The 18,836-nt window shown below is 32.3% G+C and carries 19 protein-coding genes; 7 read left to right on the top strand and 12 right to left on the bottom strand.

The genetic code is table 11. The annotated features are described in order from the left end of the window. Positions 1-9: 9 nt before the first annotated feature. From D1818_RS01745 to menA, 12 genes are all read right to left on the bottom strand, one after another. Positions 10-1,146, bottom strand: a complete 1,137-nt coding sequence (locus tag D1818_RS01745) for a prenyltransferase/squalene oxidase repeat-containing protein (RefSeq protein ID WP_118455796.1) — start codon at positions 1,144-1,146, stop codon at positions 10-12. Continuing rightward, the gene (locus tag D1818_RS01740; RefSeq protein ID WP_118455794.1) at positions 1,139-2,041 is read right to left on the bottom strand and encodes a phytanoyl-CoA dioxygenase family protein; all 903 of its coding nucleotides are present in this window, start codon (positions 2,039-2,041) and stop codon (positions 1,139-1,141) included. The genes D1818_RS01745 and D1818_RS01740 overlap by 8 nt, the downstream gene beginning before the upstream one ends. A gap of 42 nt (positions 2,042-2,083) precedes the next feature. Further along, entirely contained in the window at positions 2,084-2,920 is an 837-nt protein-coding gene (locus D1818_RS01735; protein WP_118455792.1) for a phytanoyl-CoA dioxygenase family protein, read from the bottom strand. Positions 2,921-2,995: 75 nt separating this feature from the next. Then, on the bottom strand, positions 2,996-3,298 hold the full coding sequence (locus D1818_RS01730) for a hypothetical protein (protein ID WP_118455790.1): 303 nt from the start codon (positions 3,296-3,298) through the stop codon (positions 2,996-2,998). Between the two features lie 65 nt (positions 3,299-3,363). Further along, positions 3,364-4,383 carry a hypothetical protein gene (locus D1818_RS01725; protein WP_118455788.1) on the bottom strand — a complete coding sequence of 340 codons (1,020 nt, stop codon included), beginning with the start codon at positions 4,381-4,383 and terminating at the stop codon, positions 3,364-3,366. Positions 4,384-4,397: 14 nt separating this feature from the next. Beyond that, positions 4,398-5,063 carry a hypothetical protein gene (locus D1818_RS01720; protein ID WP_118455786.1) on the bottom strand — a complete coding sequence of 222 codons (666 nt, stop codon included), beginning with the start codon at positions 5,061-5,063 and terminating at the stop codon, positions 4,398-4,400. A 17-nt stretch (positions 5,064-5,080) separates the two neighbouring features. Next, positions 5,081-5,422: a hypothetical protein gene (locus D1818_RS01715; RefSeq protein ID WP_118455784.1), complete on the bottom strand. Its 342-nt coding sequence runs from the start codon at positions 5,420-5,422 to the stop codon at positions 5,081-5,083. A gap of 793 nt (positions 5,423-6,215) precedes the next feature. Beyond that, positions 6,216-7,325 (bottom strand): AMP-binding protein, encoded by a 1,110-nt coding sequence (locus D1818_RS01710; RefSeq protein ID WP_118455781.1) that lies wholly within the window; start codon positions 7,323-7,325, stop codon positions 6,216-6,218. 69 nt (positions 7,326-7,394) lie between these two features. Further along, the gene (locus tag D1818_RS01705) at positions 7,395-8,306 is read right to left on the bottom strand and encodes a CPBP family intramembrane glutamic endopeptidase (RefSeq protein ID WP_118455779.1); all 912 of its coding nucleotides are present in this window, start codon (positions 8,304-8,306) and stop codon (positions 7,395-7,397) included. A 14-nt stretch (positions 8,307-8,320) separates the two neighbouring features. Continuing rightward, positions 8,321-9,361 carry an o-succinylbenzoate synthase gene (locus tag D1818_RS01700; RefSeq protein WP_118455777.1) on the bottom strand — a complete coding sequence of 347 codons (1,041 nt, stop codon included), beginning with the start codon at positions 9,359-9,361 and terminating at the stop codon, positions 8,321-8,323. After that, on the bottom strand, positions 9,361-10,041 hold the full coding sequence (locus tag D1818_RS01695; RefSeq protein WP_118455775.1) for a metal-dependent hydrolase: 681 nt from the start codon (positions 10,039-10,041) through the stop codon (positions 9,361-9,363). The genes D1818_RS01700 and D1818_RS01695 overlap by 1 nt, the downstream gene beginning before the upstream one ends. Before the next feature lie 190 nt (positions 10,042-10,231). Then, positions 10,232-11,191 carry a 1,4-dihydroxy-2-naphthoate octaprenyltransferase gene (gene menA / locus D1818_RS01690; protein WP_118455773.1) on the bottom strand — a complete coding sequence of 320 codons (960 nt, stop codon included), beginning with the start codon at positions 11,189-11,191 and terminating at the stop codon, positions 10,232-10,234. 84 nt (positions 11,192-11,275) lie between these two features. Between menA and D1818_RS01685 the strand changes: the two genes are divergently transcribed. The 7 genes from D1818_RS01685 (at position 11,276) to D1818_RS01655 (ending at position 18,771) form a co-directional block, all read left to right on the top strand. Then, complete coding sequence (locus tag D1818_RS01685; RefSeq protein WP_118455771.1) at positions 11,276-12,463, top strand: AraC family transcriptional regulator; 1,188 nt, start codon at positions 11,276-11,278, stop codon at positions 12,461-12,463. Positions 12,464-12,623: 160 nt separating this feature from the next. Then, positions 12,624-14,327 (top strand): alpha-amylase family glycosyl hydrolase, encoded by a 1,704-nt coding sequence (locus D1818_RS01680; RefSeq protein ID WP_118455769.1) that lies wholly within the window; start codon positions 12,624-12,626, stop codon positions 14,325-14,327. A gap of 134 nt (positions 14,328-14,461) precedes the next feature. Next, positions 14,462-14,986 carry a DoxX family protein gene (locus D1818_RS01675; protein WP_118455767.1) on the top strand — a complete coding sequence of 175 codons (525 nt, stop codon included), beginning with the start codon at positions 14,462-14,464 and terminating at the stop codon, positions 14,984-14,986. 11 nt (positions 14,987-14,997) lie between these two features. Continuing rightward, entirely contained in the window at positions 14,998-15,882 is an 885-nt protein-coding gene (locus D1818_RS01670; protein ID WP_118455764.1) for a GIN domain-containing protein, read from the top strand. Positions 15,883-16,248: 366 nt separating this feature from the next. Next, a complete protein-coding gene (locus D1818_RS01665; RefSeq protein WP_118455762.1) occupies positions 16,249-16,620 on the top strand; it encodes a hypothetical protein in 372 nt (123 codons plus the stop codon). Positions 16,621-16,859: 239 nt separating this feature from the next. Beyond that, complete coding sequence (locus D1818_RS01660; protein WP_118455760.1) at positions 16,860-17,477, top strand: YqaA family protein; 618 nt, start codon at positions 16,860-16,862, stop codon at positions 17,475-17,477. A 55-nt stretch (positions 17,478-17,532) separates the two neighbouring features. Beyond that, entirely contained in the window at positions 17,533-18,771 is a 1,239-nt protein-coding gene (locus tag D1818_RS01655) for a mechanosensitive ion channel family protein (protein ID WP_118455758.1), read from the top strand. Positions 18,772-18,836 lie beyond the last annotated feature (65 nt).

Below are 18,836 nucleotides of genomic sequence, written 5' to 3'. Positions count from 1 at the left end.
TATTAGTTCTTATATGAATTTTTGACAGGCTTTGGTTACATAATTATTTGTAATTGTTGCACTCTCATAAGTAAGAATTGTATGAATATAACCACTAGGCCTTCCCATTGGCATTCGAATAAATGGGCTTGACTCCCACCCGGATATTTCGTTATATTTTTCTTGTAAAAAAACACGACTCTTTTCTAACCAATTCGGATCAATACTAATTCCCAGATATTTATTAGCTATATCTATTCCTAGTAAAGCTAAAGCCGTTTGTAAAGGAGTTGATATTTCATTTTCCAATGCCCAACCACCATCTGCCTTTCTAGAATTGATTAAAAAATCTACTGCTTTTCTGATCGTTTGTTTGTCTCCATTATTAGCGCAAATAGCTCTTATACTCACGTATGTACCGTAGTTTTTTCCGTAATACCAGGTACTTTTCCAAGAATACTGCTCGTGACTATTATACAGGAAGGAAAGTCCTTTTTTTATTTCTTTAGAAAATCTATCCTTATCATAAATACTTAATGCATATAATACATTACCGACAACATCAATATCCGATCCTTTGCCCCATGCTTTGTTTACCCAAATGGTTTGTAACTGCTCCTCTAATGATTGATTTTCTTTAGGAATAATCCAGGATTCCCATCCATTATCTATATTAGCTTGATCTCTAAATAATACTTTTAATGGCTTTTCGAATAAGGATACTGTTTCCTTTTTATATCCGCTTCTACATAACACCTGCATAACTTGTGCTAAATCATCTGCATCAGGTGGTAATTCTCTTAATTTAGGAAAATAGGCCCAACCTCCTACTCCTTCTTTTCGCCTAGAATCTATAAGGTAAGTAGCTTCAAAAGTAATAATATTTCCTAATAGATTATCTAATATGGTATTTGCATCAATGAAAGTATCTAAAATTAAAGCTCTCTGAAAAATATCACCTTCCTGAAACTCTTCTGTTACTTGAAAAACTTCTGGAGAAAAAGGCATCACATGTTTTGTGTTTACATATCCATCATAATGCTCTTTAATCAAATGATTAACTCCATTTAAGAACATATTCTTCCAGGTATTCAGTTCAATAGAAGAATTTATCTGTTGGATGATTAGATTTTCGACCTTATTTTCTTCCTTATCTATTTTAAACATTTTCTTCTCTTTTATTAAAATGATTTAGCAGTTGAAATAGCACTTCTCTGCTCGGTGGTTTTTGAATATTAATCGATTCTAATAATTCATATTCGGACGCATTAGGTTTACTAAATAATGGAGCAGATAAATAGTATGAATCATCTACTTCGAACATTTCTGCTATTTCTTTTTCTTCTGTAATTTTATAATGATGGTACCTCAATTCACTTTCTGTAGGTCCAGCTAAACATGCCGCAACAATTCTAGGCTGTAAGCTTTCATTAGATGGCGAGGCATGAAATAAAGCAGGATTTCCTATATATGCTTGACCAGCTTTCATAAGCAATGATTTTCCGAAGTTTTCTAATAAAGAATCTTGTATTGCTGAATATGGGAACAATTGTCCGCCACATCTGGGGTTGTCTAAGATTGTATGACTGCCCGGAATTACTTGCAAGGCACCATTTTCTTTATTCGTATCTACTAGTGGAACCCATATTCCTAAAGGATTGAAATTTCTTTCATCTAAAAATGAAGGGTCTTGATGAAGAGGTACTACTCCGTTATTTTTGTTTGGATATTTTATATTAAAATTTCCCCAAAAGAATTTGACATCTATAAATAATTCCTGTATTGCTCTCCGAAAAATTGTATTTATTATTGAAGACACAGCGAATCGATATTCGGCATTCTTACTCATTATTGTAGAAGCAAACGCGGCTTCTCCCAAATCTCCTTGAAGTGTTTGATAGGAATTTATTAATTCTTGGATTTCTGAAGCATTTAAAAAATCAACAACCACAAAACCATTTTTGAGAAAAGATTCGTTTAAAATCTCTTCTTTAAAAAGTACTCTATCATTTTTCTTTTTTTCGAAAGAAATGTTACTTAATAACTCTTCTTTAATGCTCATGATTTTTATTTTTAAATTCTCTTTAGGCAATTAAAACAAGGACTAGACTGTTACTCCATTGATAATAGCATCAATTTTGGCTTCATTTAGCGGTTCGAATTGACTATCTACCTCTCCGATTTTTTTTGCTTTGCTTTCATCTGGTCTACTAAAAAGTGGGTTTTCTATATAATGATCCGCTTCTAATTCAAAAACTTCCATGGTTTTTCCTGGGTTTTTAAAATCTTGATAATAGCATCTCATTTGGCTTTCTTCTTCTGCCATCCAGGCTAAAGCTGCAACTCTTTCTTCATTACTCATGTTTGATGGTGACCAATGAAAAACTTTAGAATTACCTATGTAAGCTTGTCCAGCTTTGATATCCAATCTTTTGAAATATTTTTCTAATAGTAAAGGGACTAAATCACCGTATGGAAATCTAGGTAATGTACTTCTAGGGTATTCATTAAGTAAATGACTTCTGTCTATTACTTCTAGTGCTCCATTATTCTCATTCGTATCTATGAGTGGTACCCATATCGTGATTCCCTGGTATTTACTTTCATCTACATATGTAGGATCTTGATGCATCGAACAAAGACCTTTCTCCTGATTCGGTTGTTTCGAAGTAAATATTCCAAAAAATAGTTTAAAGCGATTAAAATGTTCGTTAACGGCATTACTAAATACCGAAGTAATCGTATTAGACACTTTTTTTCTATAATCAGCATCCATACTCATATTAGAAGTTGAAAAACCCATTTGAATAGGTTGTCCATTTAGCTCTTTATATATCTCTTTTAACTGGGTCACTTCTTCTAAGTTTAAAAAATCTATAACCACATAACCTTTATCTTCAAATTCTAATTGAAGTTTTGGATCTTTAAAAATCGTTCTCATATAATATTTAAATTAAATTGTATTAAAGGCATTATTTTAATTAACAATCGTTATTGTTTGGATCGCAAAGAATTATTACTTTTTACCAAAAATCATTTGTATACGATACACCCAGGATAACATGATTGCAAAAGGAACAGCAGGGAACACCCAATAATTATATATAGGTCTGGCTCCTAAAAAAAGAATGGGATACCCTTTGGCTTTTGGATAGTCCTCAAAAAATAGTTTAATACTATCATCTACTTCCAGAGGAATTCTTTTCACAAAGTTGAAAGAAAGCAACACTACTAACTTTGATAAAATTTTACATTTCCCACAATACCCCTGATAGTAAATTAAAATTCTATTTCTAGGAATAATTACATCTTGTTTCATCTATAAATTTTTATTGTATTCTATTAGTTTTAATTAGAAAGTCTTAGGAGATAACAGTAACTATTTCAGTTCAATAATTTATTTTTTAAGTATAAATTTATTCTAACATTACCTTTTCTATCAACCCCCATTCCGTAATAAGAAATAGCACACTGATTATCAAGAACACTATCATCTACCGGAAATGGTTTTACATCATTCTTTAATGTTGTTTTATTCAGTAATGCAATCCATTCTTTAGAGTTCAGTTTTACACAAGAATTACAACCACATACGTCTATTTTTGCATCAAACATTGTAGAGGAAGCAATATGAAAACCTATGTTAAAAACAAGTCCAGAAAGCCTTATTGCTTTATCTCCAACAACATCATTTAGAAAAGTAGTAAACTTGTCTTCTCTTAGCAGAGGAATGTCTAAATCCTTAAATGAAATAAGCTTTGATAAACGGAAATAGATTTTTGCTCTTAGGTTTCTTAAATTACTTCCTTCTAAACCTATGCTCATAATATCTGCAAAAGGTTTTACAGAATTTATAAAAGAATCTACTTCTGTATTATTTGGCATTAAATCAATGAGCCAGTTTCTTAAGCGTTCCCATGAAGCATTATGCCCTCCTCTTCTTCCGTCTACGTAAACAGCCATACCGGATCTATCAGGTGAAGCTCCTAACCAAAATACCCCATCAGGATATTCATCTAGTATTTCTTGTTCCTTAGGCAAATGATATGCTAGCATTTCTTCACATATCTTCTGAATATCAATAGATCCAGTTCTTTTATAAAGCTTTTGTAAAGCCAAATAACTATATTGATATCGCTCTTTTGGTGGACCTATTATACAAGAAGGATCACTTATAAACCGTCCGTGCAATCCGCTATTAGAAGAACTAATACAATATTGAAGTGGACTTCCATCAGAATTTAATCCCGATCTACCACCAAGGGTCCACTTAGTTCCATTTGGTAAGGCAAGTAATTCATCTCTAAGCTGCAACACCTGCTTAGCCGGAGCCAAGCTAAGTGTTGTAGCATAAGATGAAAGTTGCGTTACATTATTAATGATATTTTCTTTAGTATCATTCATAAATACGCTTTTTACTATACTGGTTGTGTAATAATATGACTTGGTGTACCATTATTTCCTGCGGTACCTCCTGTTCCTGCTGTACCACCACTAGCTGGTTTTCCTCCTGGAGAACCGGCTTTACCAGCTACACCGGCTACACCAGATACTCCTCCTAGTCCACCCTTTGGTGTTGGAGTTGAGGTGAGAACGTTTCCACCATGGTACTGTACTACAATTTGACTTCCGTTTCCACCGTTTCCACCATTTCCGCCATTTCCGCCGTCTCCGCCGGTTCCTGCGTCTCCACCATTACTACCACCACAATCAGAACCAGCAGGACATCCAGAGGGTTTTCCTCCGTCTCCACCATTTCCACCAGCTTGCCCAGTTCCACCATCTCCACCTTCTCCGCCACTTCCTGCAGCAGCAGAAACAGTTATTGTTCCTGTAAGTTGTCCTATTGTTATAGTAGCTGAAGGGCAGTCTACACCATCTCCTGCAGAAGATCCAGTTCCTCCTGCTATTCCACTACTTCCTGACGTACCGGAGCTTGAACTTGGACGACAAACTGAATCCCAATCGCAGTTCGCATTTCTACCATTATCTCCACTATGCGCGGGAGTTGTTTGACTTTTTCCATTTGAACCTTCCATACCGTCAGCACCGGATATGATTATATCACCTGTTAAATTGCTCATTTCGAATGTTTTTTTTATTATTTTTTTATTAATTCATCGATTCTAATATCGGCCGTTGTCAATACTCTAATTTGTCCTCCTGGTTCAATCGTTACCTTTCCAAAGCCGACCGAAACAGGGCCACTACCCGAAATAACCAAAGGATTAGCAGCAGTAACCACGACATCTGGGGCTACCGCATAAACCGCAACTTTAGGCAAACTCGATTTAGCTAAGCTTTTACTTTTAGCTGGAGTTTCTATTTTAAAATCTTTTATATCATGAAGTTCTTTAAATTCAGGTGTATGACTTGAATCTGGATGAGGAGGGTTTGAAAAAAACAATTTCCCACCGGCTGTTGAAATACCATTTGTGCTCATAATTTTGTTTTATTAATTATTAATTTATATTAAACGAAGCCACCCTTAATAGAAAAATATAGTGATCAGGTATATTTAAATTTTGAATATTGTTTTATGAATCGGTTATCCAATATTGGAAAATTCACTGTACCATAAATTATAAAAATGATGATATCATTGATGTCGTTTTTTGTTCATAAAAAACATTAAGAATTGCCCCTGTCTTTGTACCTGAAATCAGATATTTAAACTTGTTTATATAGTACTACATTACAAAGCTACAACGTAATCAACATGAAAGGTAACCGTATAAATACTTGTTTAACAGGTTATTTACCCCTGATTCTAATCAGCTATATATTACATCTTGATTAATAACCATAATGCTTGAGTAGTGTTTAAGCAATTATGCTAAACCTTCCTAAAAACAGGGAATAATACATTTACACAAAGAGGTTTTCAAGGAAAGAAACTATACTACTTAGAGCATTAAGCATAAAACAACTTGGGTAATTAGATTCCGAAAAAAAACAATTTCTGGTATATCATTATATGCTTAAGGAATGTACCGCATAATTTTTAGCTTTGTATTCCCCTATAAGGATACATTAAGGGAATAATCTGTATTGCGATAGCCTCTATTAAATTATAGTTAAAAAAAGAAAAGTTTGAAAAGTATTAAGAAAAACAAAAAGTGAAAAATAAGTTGGTGAATGTTTTCTAATCTTCCATAATTATTATCATTATGAGATATAAAACAATTTTATTTTACTAGATAAAGCAAAATTATGAGGCTACGTTTTTCTTTGGATTATGATCCTACTACAAATTCTAACGTCTTAGCACGCTGAATTTTTCCATTATCTGTTTCTATAAATTGAGGGATGAAATAAATTTTCTTAGGTATTTCGTATTTAGAAAGTGTTTTAATACTATGTATAGCTTCTTTTAAGGTTTTATACATTAACTCATCATAAACATTCTCAATGATTAAGATCACTTTATCTCCTAAGGTATCATCAGGAATACTTGTTATAAAAAAACGATGCCCAATAAGTAATTGTAGTTTTGTTTCAATTTCTTCGGGAAACAATTTGATACCTCCGCTATTAATCACATTGTCGTAACGTCCTTTCCAGATAAACTTTTTATATGTTTTAAGCTCCACTACATCATTCGTTATAACAGTCTCTTCATTAAGCTGAGGAGCTTTAATTATCAAACAATTCCTATCATCTATACCTAATGTTATGTTAGGTAATGCTCTGAAGTATTTACCATCCTTTTTATCCTTCTTCTTTGGGTTAATTCTTCGTGCGGCAACATGAGTTACTGTCTCGGTCATTCCATAGGTTTCAAAAATTTTAGTTTTGATTCCTTGTATAAGCTCTTTAAGGTTCTCTGATACGGTCCCTCCTCCTACTATCAATTTCTTAAGAAGATGAAGTCTATTGATTGAATTATCAAGTTGCAATGGTACCATAGCACAAAAATCATATTGCTTATAGACAGTATCCAATGGATTTGTTTTAGGCGGAACTAAATCTATTTTCCATCCTAGTACCATTGCTCGAACTAACATCATTTTACCCGCAATATAAGTAGCTGGCAAACACAATAAGGCCGTTGTACCTTCATTAACTTTGAAAAAAGCACCTGTAGCCTTGGCACTATTAACCATATGTTGTTTATAAATCTTTATGTTTTTAGGTTTTCCAGTAGAACCTGATGTACTTACCACAATGTGATCTTTATCATTCAACCAATCTAATAGAAAGTTACCAACTTCCTGTTCATAAAACTCTCCTTCTTTAATGAAATTGTAAGCAATCCGTTGCAATTCTTCATTATCCAAAGACTGTCTATTAATACTAAAATCTTGGTGTACTTGTGGTGTAGAAAATGTATTATCTATTTGCATATCCAAATTTCAATTTTCTAGTATATTCATAGGTTACGTTTAGGTAAATTGTATATTATGAATTTGTTATCATTCTTCTGTCTGAAGTTCTGGTTCTATTTTTCCGAATAATTTATCTTTCCATCCAGACCATTTATATTTTTTGGTTAAAATGAATAAAAAGGCAGGAAATATAATCAATACTGGAAATAGAATTTCGAGATTAACCTCAGGTTCTGCGGTATATAATAATACAGAATCTGTTTGAAAAGCAGTCCAAGTAGATGTTACCAACATAGCGGTTACAAGGTTATTGGCAGCATGAAATCCTAATGCTAATTCCAACCCTTCATCCATCAAGGTCATAATTGCTAAGAAAAATCCTGTACCAATATAATAAATCATAATTATAGGTCCCAACTTGCTTACTTCTGGGTTGGCAATATGCATTAATCCAAACGTAACAGAAGTAATTACAAAAGGAATCCATTTCGTCTTTGTAGCAATACCTAGTCCTTGCATTAAATATCCTCTAAAAAAATACTCTTCAAAGCTGGTTTGTATTGGTACTAAGATTAATGCCATTATTGCTAGTATCAAAAATGGTTGTAATTGAAAATTTATTTCATAATCATCTGGAGCAATAACATATCCTATATATGTAGTAATACAAATATATAATGCCATTAATCCAAACATAAAAAATACTCGTTTCCAATCTATTTTTTTTCTAGAAGTAGTCAATGAAGTAATACTTTGTTGATGTACAATTTTTACCCAAAAAAATAACGCTCCCAAGAAGACAACAAAAGGTCCTACAGCTATGAGAAAAAATAAAGGTTTACCTAAAGTTTCTATTTGATCTTGCATAACAGTTTCGGTATCCGCCCCCATTAATAAACTGACTAAAAAATTTAAAATCATTAAACCAAAAAACCCTATTGGAGGAAATAAATACTTCCACATTCCTAGTTTTCCTTTTCTTCCTTGTTCTATATACATCTATACTTATTTTATTAATCTAAATATGATACAACCCATTTCTTATGAGGTTGATACCTTAATGTTCCTTTATCTACTGCCAAAGGTGCTTTTATATTATTAGTATATAAACCTCCAGTTCCTAAACCTTGTGGCATTTTACTATTTAGGGTAAAAGTATATTGAGCAATCGCATTTAATCCAATATTACTTTCTAATGCACTTGTGATCCACCATCCTATTCCTAGGTCTTCAGCCAAATCAATCCATTCTTGGGTGCCTTTAAATCCACCTATTAAACTTGGTTTTAAAATTATATATTGAGGTTCTATTGTTAGTAGTAGTTTTTTCTTTTCCGTTACATCAAAAATACCAATTAGTTCTTCATCTAATGCAATTGGCAATGGAGTAACCTTAGATAACGCTTTCATCTCCTCTGATTGGCCCTGTTTAATGGGTTGTTCGATACTATGAAGATCATACTTGCTTAACTTTAATAATTTCTCTAGAGCATCATCAGTAGAAAAAGCACCGTTAGCATCTACTCTTAGTTCTATAACATCTTTAGAAAACTGAGAACGTATATAAGAAAGAAGTTCTAACTCTGCCTCAAAATCGATTGCTCCAATTTTTAGTTTTATGCAATCAAATCCCTGATCAAGCTTCTCCACGATCTGATCTTTCATAAATTCTTTCTCTCCCATCCATATCAGTCCATTGATAGGAATGGCATCTTCTCCATCAGTAAATTTTGAGGGAAACACGATATAAGGAGATTGACTTTCCAATGATTTAAAAGCCATCTCTACTCCAAACTGAATACTAGGAAACTCTTTTAGTTCCTGCCAAAGTTGATCAACTCCTAAATGAATATTATTACAAGTCCATTGCAATTTCTCCTCATAATCTGGTCTGTCATCAATACTTAAAGTTCTTAGAATTCCACATTCTCCAATACCCTGTTTTTCTTCAGAAGTAATAACAATAAACCAGGTTTCTTTTGTCTTTAGTACTCCTCGAGAAGTACCGCTGGGTCTTTTGAATTCTAGAATATGTTTATGATAAGTAGCGTTCATTATAGTTCTATGCTCTGACCAACATCTAACAACATAAGATCCTTGTCTTTAGCGAAAAACTTTCTTTTAGCTTCATCATGATCAATCTCTATATATCCAAAAGTATCATAATGAACTCCCAATACTTTGTCACACTCCACAAAATCACTAGCAATAATTGCATCATCAATTCCCATTGTAAAATTATCACCGATGGGAAGTATCGCTAAATCCAATTTAGTGGATAAAGGAATTAATTTCATATCCATAGTTAGAGCAGTATCACCTGCTATGTAAATATTTTTATGTTCACCTTCGATTACAAAACCTCCAGGTTGACCGCCGTAACTCCCATCAGGGAAACTACTCGTATGGATTGCATTCACATATTTTACCTTACCAAAATCAAATTCCCAATTACCACCATGATTCATCGGATGTACTTCTATTCCTTTTGCTTGATAATGCATTGCAATTTCATAATTAGAAACGATGGTTGCATTATTGTTTTTAGCAATAGCTTCCGCATCTAGCGTATGATCCTGATGTGCATGAGTCAATAAAATATAGTCTACTCTAATATCATTAATGTCTACTTTGTCTTTGGCTAATGGATTACCTGAAATAAAAGGATCAATTAAAACTTTAGCATCCTTAATTTCTAACAATAATGTATTTTGCCCAAAAAATGTAATTTTCATTATGTGAGTTTTTTGTTTTTATTAAATATAAATTCCGCTCTCCGCGGGATAGGTTTTACTAGTTTAAAGCTCGCTTTTCGAACTCTTTAAATAAATTATAATTGTATTAGATCCCGCTCTGCAGCGGGATAAGTTCCACTAATAGTTTTAAGTTCGCTTTACAAGCTCCTTAAAACTAAGTGTCACTAAATTAAAAAATCTGACCTAAACTAAATAATACTGCCAATAAAAATGTTGACAATGCTACTTTTTTCAGCTCTGGATCTAGATCAACCGCATTTTTTGTCTTTACCACTTTATTTAGGTGAATTAATAAGGGAATAAATGCTATCAAAAAGAGCAGATTCGTATAATATTCATATGTAAAAAATGAGAAAACCAACATCGATATCATAGCGCCTATTACTAGGAAGTAATGGTATTTTTTTGCTTTTACTAATCCCATTTTTACTACAATTGTATTTTTTTTAGCTTTTTTATCACTGTCATGATCACGCATATTGTTAAGGTTTAGCACTGCAGCACTTAAAAAACCTATTGCCATTGCTGGAAGAAAAACTAACCAGTTTAAATTCTTGGTAAACAAAAAATAACATCCTACCACACTTACCAAACCAAAGAATATAAAAACAAATACATCCCCTAATCCTCTATATCCATAAGCTGAATTACCCATTGTGTATTTTATAGCAGCAATGATAGCTGCTAATCCTAATAGGAAAAAGAAAACAGAATACACAAAATATTCTCTACCAAAGGATACATAGATCAGTAAAATTGCTAAAATCAATGTAATAGTAGCTGTAATAACGATACCTCTGAACATTTCTTTTCTAGAAATGGCTCCACTCTGCAATGCTCTTTGAGGTCCTACTCTATCTTCATTATCAGTACCCTTTACACCGTCACCATAGTCATTAGCAAAATTTGATAAAATCTGCAATCCCAGGGTAGTCGCAATAGCTAACCAGAATATTGAGGTTTCAGAAAAAAACAAAAGCTTTCCTCCAAAACCTGTTTTATATTCAATAGATGGATTCGTGTTCAGAATAATATTATTAAACATAGACGACCCCACAATAATTCCCGATATAGATAAGGGTAAAGTGCGAAGCCGTGCCGCCGAGATCCAAGCTTTCAATTTGGTCATTCTAATTAAATTATAGTCAAAGGAACAGTATTTTAATTAAAAAAAAAATAAAAAATACTTCTGTGAATTATTTAAATTAGCATCATGTCAATTCCTTTACCATTAGAGTTTCCTTCTTTTAATTTATACAGTACGCCATTATTACTTTTGGTATTGCAGGCCTTTGTGTTTGCATTCCTTCTATTAGTTCGATACTTTAAAAAGAAATATGTACCAGCATTAATATTGTCTATCCTCATTTTTATTACTGGATATCATAGAACTACCTATACGATTGGTTTTATGGATTGGTATGATACCTATAGGAATACAAAAATTAATTATTGGCTCATTGCACTATCATTAGCTATTGGACCGTTGCTCTATTTTTATGTAAAATCGATAACAACTTCCAATTTTAAGTTTAGAAAAAAGGATCTCATACATTTTATTCCCGTTAGTTTATACATTGTTTATAAGATCTTTATTCTTATTTATGATGCAGCTCAACCAGGATTTGATGAAACCCAAAACGGGTATCTAAAGGTTTTTCTAGATGAAAAATATGTAAGTCCACTAATAGGAATTGTAGAAAATCTACAGATGTTATTATATCTGGCATTTACCATACAACTATATTATATATACAGAAAAAAGATCCAGCAGTTTTTCTCCAACACCTATAGTCTAGAACTAAATTGGATTAGAAACTTTCTTTTTATTTATTCTTTCCTATTTTTATATAGCATTTTTCAGGGAGTCATTGGTTCAGTTATTACGGATTTACATTGGACCCAAAAATGGTGGTATCATTTCTTTACTGCTGTAGCCATTATCTATTTTGGAATAAAAGGATACTTTACAGACACTAATAAATTGAATAACTTGAATTTTTCAGTGACTGTAAAAGAGAGTATCGATACTCCACAAATTGAACTTAGTGAAGATGTTATTAAGATTAAAGAAAAAATTGAAGAGTTCATGGAGAATGAAAAACCATTTCTTAATCCAGATTTAAATCTTACAGAGCTTTCTAAAATGCTTAAAATCCCTCCACCAACCCTATCAGATGCAATAAATTCAGGGTTTAAGAAAAACTTCAATGATTTCATAAACTCATACCGAGTTAAAGCAGTTCAAGCGATGTTACAAGAAGGAAAACAGCAACAATTATCTTTATTAGGAATTGCATACGAATGTGGTTTTAATAGTAAGGCAACCTTTAATAGAGTATTCAAGAAACTTACAAACACCTCACCTTCTCAATACTTAGCTTCCCAAAATAAAGCCTAATTTGTGATTTTTACGAATTTCACAATTATACAAAGATGGATTTTTATGCTCAATTTTATAGATTAGCACCTTAAACCAGTATTTACTATTGTTTCAATTCTTTTATTCTGTCTTAATTATTATCAAGACAAGGAATACTTTGAAACACAAAAACAAACACATGAAACATTTATTAACAACTACTTTTTTGGTGCTTTTCTGTATCCTTATTTCCTGTAAGAGTGATACCAAAACAGCATCTTCGACAATCGAAACTGCAGCATTGGAGACTGCTAAACCGGTAACTACAGAAAATATGCCTTTTATTTGGGAAGGTGCAAATGTTTATTTTTTACTTGCCGATAGATTTAAAAACGGAGATACAACCAATGATGAAGTTTTAGAAAGAAAAAAGGAAACCGGAGTGTTACGGGGTTTTGAAGGAGGTGATATAAAAGGAATCATTCAAAAAATTGAAGAAGGATATTTTACAAATCTTGGAATTAATGCGCTTTGGGTAAACCCGCTTGTAGAGCAAATTCATGAAAGTGTTGATGAAGGGACTGGTAATACGTATGCATTCCACGGATATTGGGCAAAAGACTGGACAACCATAGATCCTAATTTTGGAACCTATGAGGATCTTAAGAAATTAGTAGAAATAGCTCATAAAAACGGTATTAGAATTTTAATGGATGTAGTTATCAATCATACAGGTCCTGTAACTGATAAAGACCCTGTTTGGTCTGATGATTGGGTACGTGCCGCTCCACAATGTTCTTATAAAGATTATGAAACCGCGGTGAAATGTACTTTAGTAGAAAATCTTCCGGATATCAAAACGGAAAGTGATGAAGAAGTAAAACTTCCTGAAGCATTAAAAGTAAAATGGGAAAAAGAAGGTCGACTGGAAGCCGAAATGGATGAATTAGAAATCTTTTTTGCAAAAACAGGTCTTAAACGATCACCTAAAAACTACATCATTAAATGGTTAACCGATTATGTTAAAGAGTTAGGTATTGATGGATATCGTGTAGATACTGTAAAACACGTAGAAGAAGGTGTATGGAGTGTACTGGCAGAACAAGCAAAAGTTGCTTTTGCAGAGTGGAAGAAAAACAATCCAGATAAAGTATTAGATAACAACGAGTTTTATGTTCTTGGAGAATTATATGGGTATGGAATAGATGGGAAGCGTTTTTACGATTTTGGAGATCGTAAAGTAGATTATTATGCTAATGGTTTTGATAACCTTATTAATTTCCAGTTCAAATATGATGCACGACAGTTAAACTATGAAAAATTATACAGTAAATATAGTACAGCACTACAAACTGGTTTGATTGGTAAAAGTGTTATGAATTACATTACTTCACATGATGATGGTGATCCATTCGATAAAGAAAGAAAGAAAACCTATGAATCTGCAACTAAACTTTTATTAACACCTGGTATTTCTCAGGTATATTATGGTGATGAAACAGCAAGATCATTGATCATTGATGGGGCCCAAGGAGATGCTACATTAAGATCAAATATGAACTGGGACGATCTAGAGACAGAAGAAACCAAGTCATTATTACTACATTGGCAAAAATTAGGGATATTCAGAAAAAATCATCCAGCCATTGGAGCTGGAAAGCATAAAATGATTAGTGAAACACCATACGTATTTTCAAGAACATATAAAAAAGAGGGTGTCAATGATGGTGTTGTTGTAGGATTAAACCTAAGAAAAGGAACTAAAACTTTAAAAGTAAATGCTATTTTTAAAGATGGCACTGTCTTAACAGACGTATATTCTGGAATTGACACTACCGTAAAAGACGGCAGTGCAACAATAAAATCTGATAATGACATTGTACTATTAGAAGCTAAAAAATAGCTTATTAACAACTATCTCACTTAATTTAGGACGGCTCAAATTATAATTTGAGCCGTCCTATTTTGTTTTGGGGCGTAGTATTCACAATTGGTTCGGACATTTGAAACATCAAACAATCTAAAATCGTTTCAGTTATGAAAAATGTCATTAAAAAAATTATCCATCCGATTACTATGTTTCATTGGTCAGTAGACGCACTATTCGCTTTTCCTAGAATCATCTGTGGTTATTTTTTAGCAGTGAATTTTGGGGGAAGTAAATTCGGAGTTCCTTGGAGTCCAGAAGGATCTCCTGATTTAGCTTTTCTAGAAGTTGTAGAATGGTTCCCTAAAGATATTGCAGAATACGGAGGTCTTTTTGCAATGTTCCCAGTATTCTTTGCATGGATGGGTGCCGCTAGCGAAGCTATCGGAGGTGTATTCCTTCTACTAGGTTTTAAAACGAGAATTGCTTCTTTTTTTATTATGTGCACGATGCTAGTTGCTATAATTTTCCAAAAATGGGACAATGGATTATGGGCTATGCTACCAGCAATGGGATTCTTATGGATTGCTATATACAACCTTATTTTAGGATCGGGAAGATTTGGTATCGATTATGTAATCACAAAAAAGTGGCTCCCTAAAACTAATCACAACATTATTAAAAATCTAATTTAAAACACAAAGTCATGAAAAAAATCATAAACATATTACTACTATTAGTTAGTATAACCACCATAGCGCAAATAAAAGGAAATCAAGAAATTATAACCAAAACATTTAACACTACTAATATCGAAAACATAAAAATCAATTTTTATGCTCAAGTAATTATTGATCAATCCAAAGAAGAAAGTCTAACTATAACTACAGATGCTAACCTATTTGATTACATAGATAAGGAGGTAGTAAATGGGACTTTACATTTGGATCAAAAGGAATGGATACAACCGTCAGAAAATGCTAAAATCGTTATCGGTGCTCCTAATATTAGAAAAGTAGAAAGTGGGACACACGATACTACAAGAATTATTAACCTTAATAACAATTACATTCAGGTCCTAGCACCTATCGGTAAAATCTTCATGGATGGTAAAACAAAAGAACTCCGTATCGCAGCAGAACTTGCAACTATTGATGCATCTAGCTTGGTTGCAGAAAATGCAAGAGTCGATATCTGGAGCAGGGGTTCTGCAAAAGTCTATGTTACTAATGAATTGGATACCAAATTAAGTAAAGATGCTAAGCTAAAAATCCTAAATACTCCAGAAAAAATTAAAGGAGATGCAAGAAAAGTAATCGTTCATAGTAAAAAGAAAACCAAAGATGACCAAGTGAAGTATATAAAATTCGAAATCAAGAATAATTCCCTAACCAGAAATCAATTCTTTGTTATCGGTCCCAAACCGGATGGTTCGAAATTTAGTTATGGTTTTCCTATGATGCCTCAGGCAACTAGAAAAGAAAATTGGACCACTGGAACTAAAGTATATAAAGTGAGTATGTTGGGAAAAAGAAAATTATTAATTACAATAAAAGAAGAAGATGAAGATAAAACTGTAGCTTTATTTTAATTACGAAATACCCCAAGAAGAACTTACCTCCTGTATTCAAGGAGGTAAGTGTTGGGGAAAACAAAAAAAGTAAGGGAAAAATTGTAATTGGAATACTTTTCAAAGATAAAAAGGATTAAGGAATTTTGGTTACGGTTTAACCTCAAACTTTAGCTGGAATACAAGCATAGACAAGTTTTTCAGGCAATAAACAACTAATGGTCAGTATTTTATGGGGAAAATTCCTCGTCTTAATTAAAGATATTTTTTTTCAATATTTTTTTTAACAATAAAAAGTAAATTTATTGTTTTAAAAGATTTCAAAGATTTAGATAAAGGGTTAAATTTGCCATAATCATTTTTTAAAACAAACTAATTTTATAATCCTTGGAAAATAAAAAGGCGCTCAAATTAATTGACAAAATTCTGACTGATTTAGAAAAATCCGGAATCAATACAGATACACTGATAGAGGATCTTAAAGCTTTGAGATCTTATGCTTTAGAACAGCAAGTACCATTGGTGGTAAAAGTGTTAAGACTTACCTACGAACATATCGAAGAAAATGATAGTTTTCTTATTCCCATTCCAGACGATGAACCAATCGAGGAACAAGAAAATGAAAATGAAGCACCAGTGAAGAATGAAGATGTGAATCCGGTGGAAAGTCTTATGTATCTTGTTTCTCTGTTTAAGGATATAAAAAATAAAATGAATGTTATGGATTTGGCAGATTATAGAGATGCCCTGAATGCATAAAATTTAGATAATATTATTTTTCTTATTACAATATCAAAAAGAAACCTTGATTATTTTCAGGGTTTTTTTAGTATAAATACCTTTGTCTAATTATACATTACACCTTATAAAATGAGCATTTTGGTACGTTTTCTTTGTATCCTGTAATTATTATAACAACTTCTCGACAAATTTTATGATTTTATAAACGTGAAAAAATCAATTATATATTATTTTTGTTGCCTTGTGGAAAAATTGTTATGAAAATGAATCCCCGATCTGTAAAAAAAACACGATTGCAATTATTGCATCAATATTATAGTTATACCGGTTTCTATAAGTTTTTAGGAATCAGCTTAAAAAAAGCATTACCTCCTATTTTACTTTTTATAGCAGGTTTATTAATAGTAAATTATTTTGTTATCAATATCAATGATGTATTGATTTATGTAACAGAAAACTATTCGGATTATGTAGTTTTTAGTGTGTTTTTTGCATCGGAGTCTTTGTTAGGCTTGATCCCTCCAGAAATTTTCATCGCGTGGAGTGACAAAACAACAAGTCCTATCCTATATCTCTCAATTCTTGCATTATTATCATACTTAGGTGGAGTTATCTCCTATTTCATAGGGAAATCAATCACCAAAATCCCCTCAGTTCACCAGTATTTAGAGGTGAAAATGGCCAAACATATTAAAAACACTCGTAAATGGGGTGGTTTTTTAATAGTGGTAGGAGCATTACTTCCCATTCCTTTTTCTATTACCAGTATTGCGGCAGGAATGATAAAATATCCTTTTATTAGTTATTTGCTATTTGGACTATTACGTTTTGTAAGATTCTATTTGTATGCCGTAGCTATTTTCAGTTTGGTATAGAACTTATTAAAATAATAAGTTGTAGGTTTAGATTCGATCTGAATTCATTTTTTTTATGGAAAAACTAACTAGGTATTTTTATAAAGTTTTAGTTTCTAATGGCTTTACGGAAACTATGGCAGAATACCTAAATGTGGTTATTGGTGTTTGTGTCCTGCTAATAGCCCTATTCATTCTAGATAAAATAATTAAAAAGGTAATCTTAAATCTTTTTAAAAGATACGCTTCAAAATCAAAGAATACTTTTGATGATCATTTGGTCAAAAACAAAACTTTTGACTATTTATCTCACATCATACCATTATCCATTAGTATTTGGATCATACCTGAACTATTTATAGATTTTCCTATTGCAGAGAATTACTTAGAAATTCTTTTTAATATATTGGTTATTGCTTTAACGATTTGGATTGTAAGAAGTATTCTCGGAACCTTCAGAGATTTCTTGAAGTCTTTAGAGTCATTCAGAGATAAACCTATAGATAGTTATATTCAGGTCTTTATGATATTTATCTGGGTAATTGGTGCTATTTCAATTTTCTCTTTAATTACTGGGAAATCAATTTGGACATTTTTAACAGCACTTGGGGCAATGTCTGCAGTTATTCTTCTGATATTTAAAGACACTATTCTTGGGTTTGTAGCAAGTATTCAGGTTGCCGTAAATGACACTGTTAGAATTGGTGACTGGATTACAATGGCTAAATATGGAGCTGATGGAGATGTAATCGAAATCAATCTGTCCTCGGTAAAAGTCCAGAATTTTGATAAAACAATCACAACAATCCCTACCTATCATCTAACTTCTCAGTCATTTAGGAATTGGCGAGGTATGATGGATTCTGGTGGAAGAAGAATAAAAAGAGCTATTTTAATAAAAGCTTCTAGCATTAAATTTTTATCTGAAAATGATGTAGATCGTCTTAAGAAAGTAGAGCTTATAAGGGAATACTTGGATCAAGCACAGCACAAGGTAAATTCTTATAATGAAGAAAATCTGATAAACAAAGAGGTTTTAATGAATGGTCGAAATCTTTCTAACATGGGTGTATTTAGAAAGTATGTAGAATCATATCTAGAGGATCATCCTCATATTAATAGTGATATGATGATTATGAGTCGCCAATTAGCGCCTACTGCTCAAGGGACTCCTTTAGAAATCTATGCTTTTAGTAATGATAAAATATGGAAAAATTATGAGAAGATAGTAGCAGATATCTTTGATCATTTGTTATCAGCTATCCCCTATTTTGATCTCGAAATATTTGAATTGGAGTATCCTACTAAAAAATAGGTATTTATTAACGTTTGGATATATTCTGAACCTTAAATTTGCATCCAATTTTAAATAAATATAAA

Source organism: Aquimarina sp. BL5 (genome assembly GCF_003443675.1).
In the GTDB taxonomy this organism is placed as follows: domain Bacteria; phylum Bacteroidota; class Bacteroidia; order Flavobacteriales; family Flavobacteriaceae; genus Aquimarina.
The sequence above is the reverse complement of the archived record's forward strand: the minus strand, read 5'-3'. Positions and strand labels throughout refer to the sequence as shown.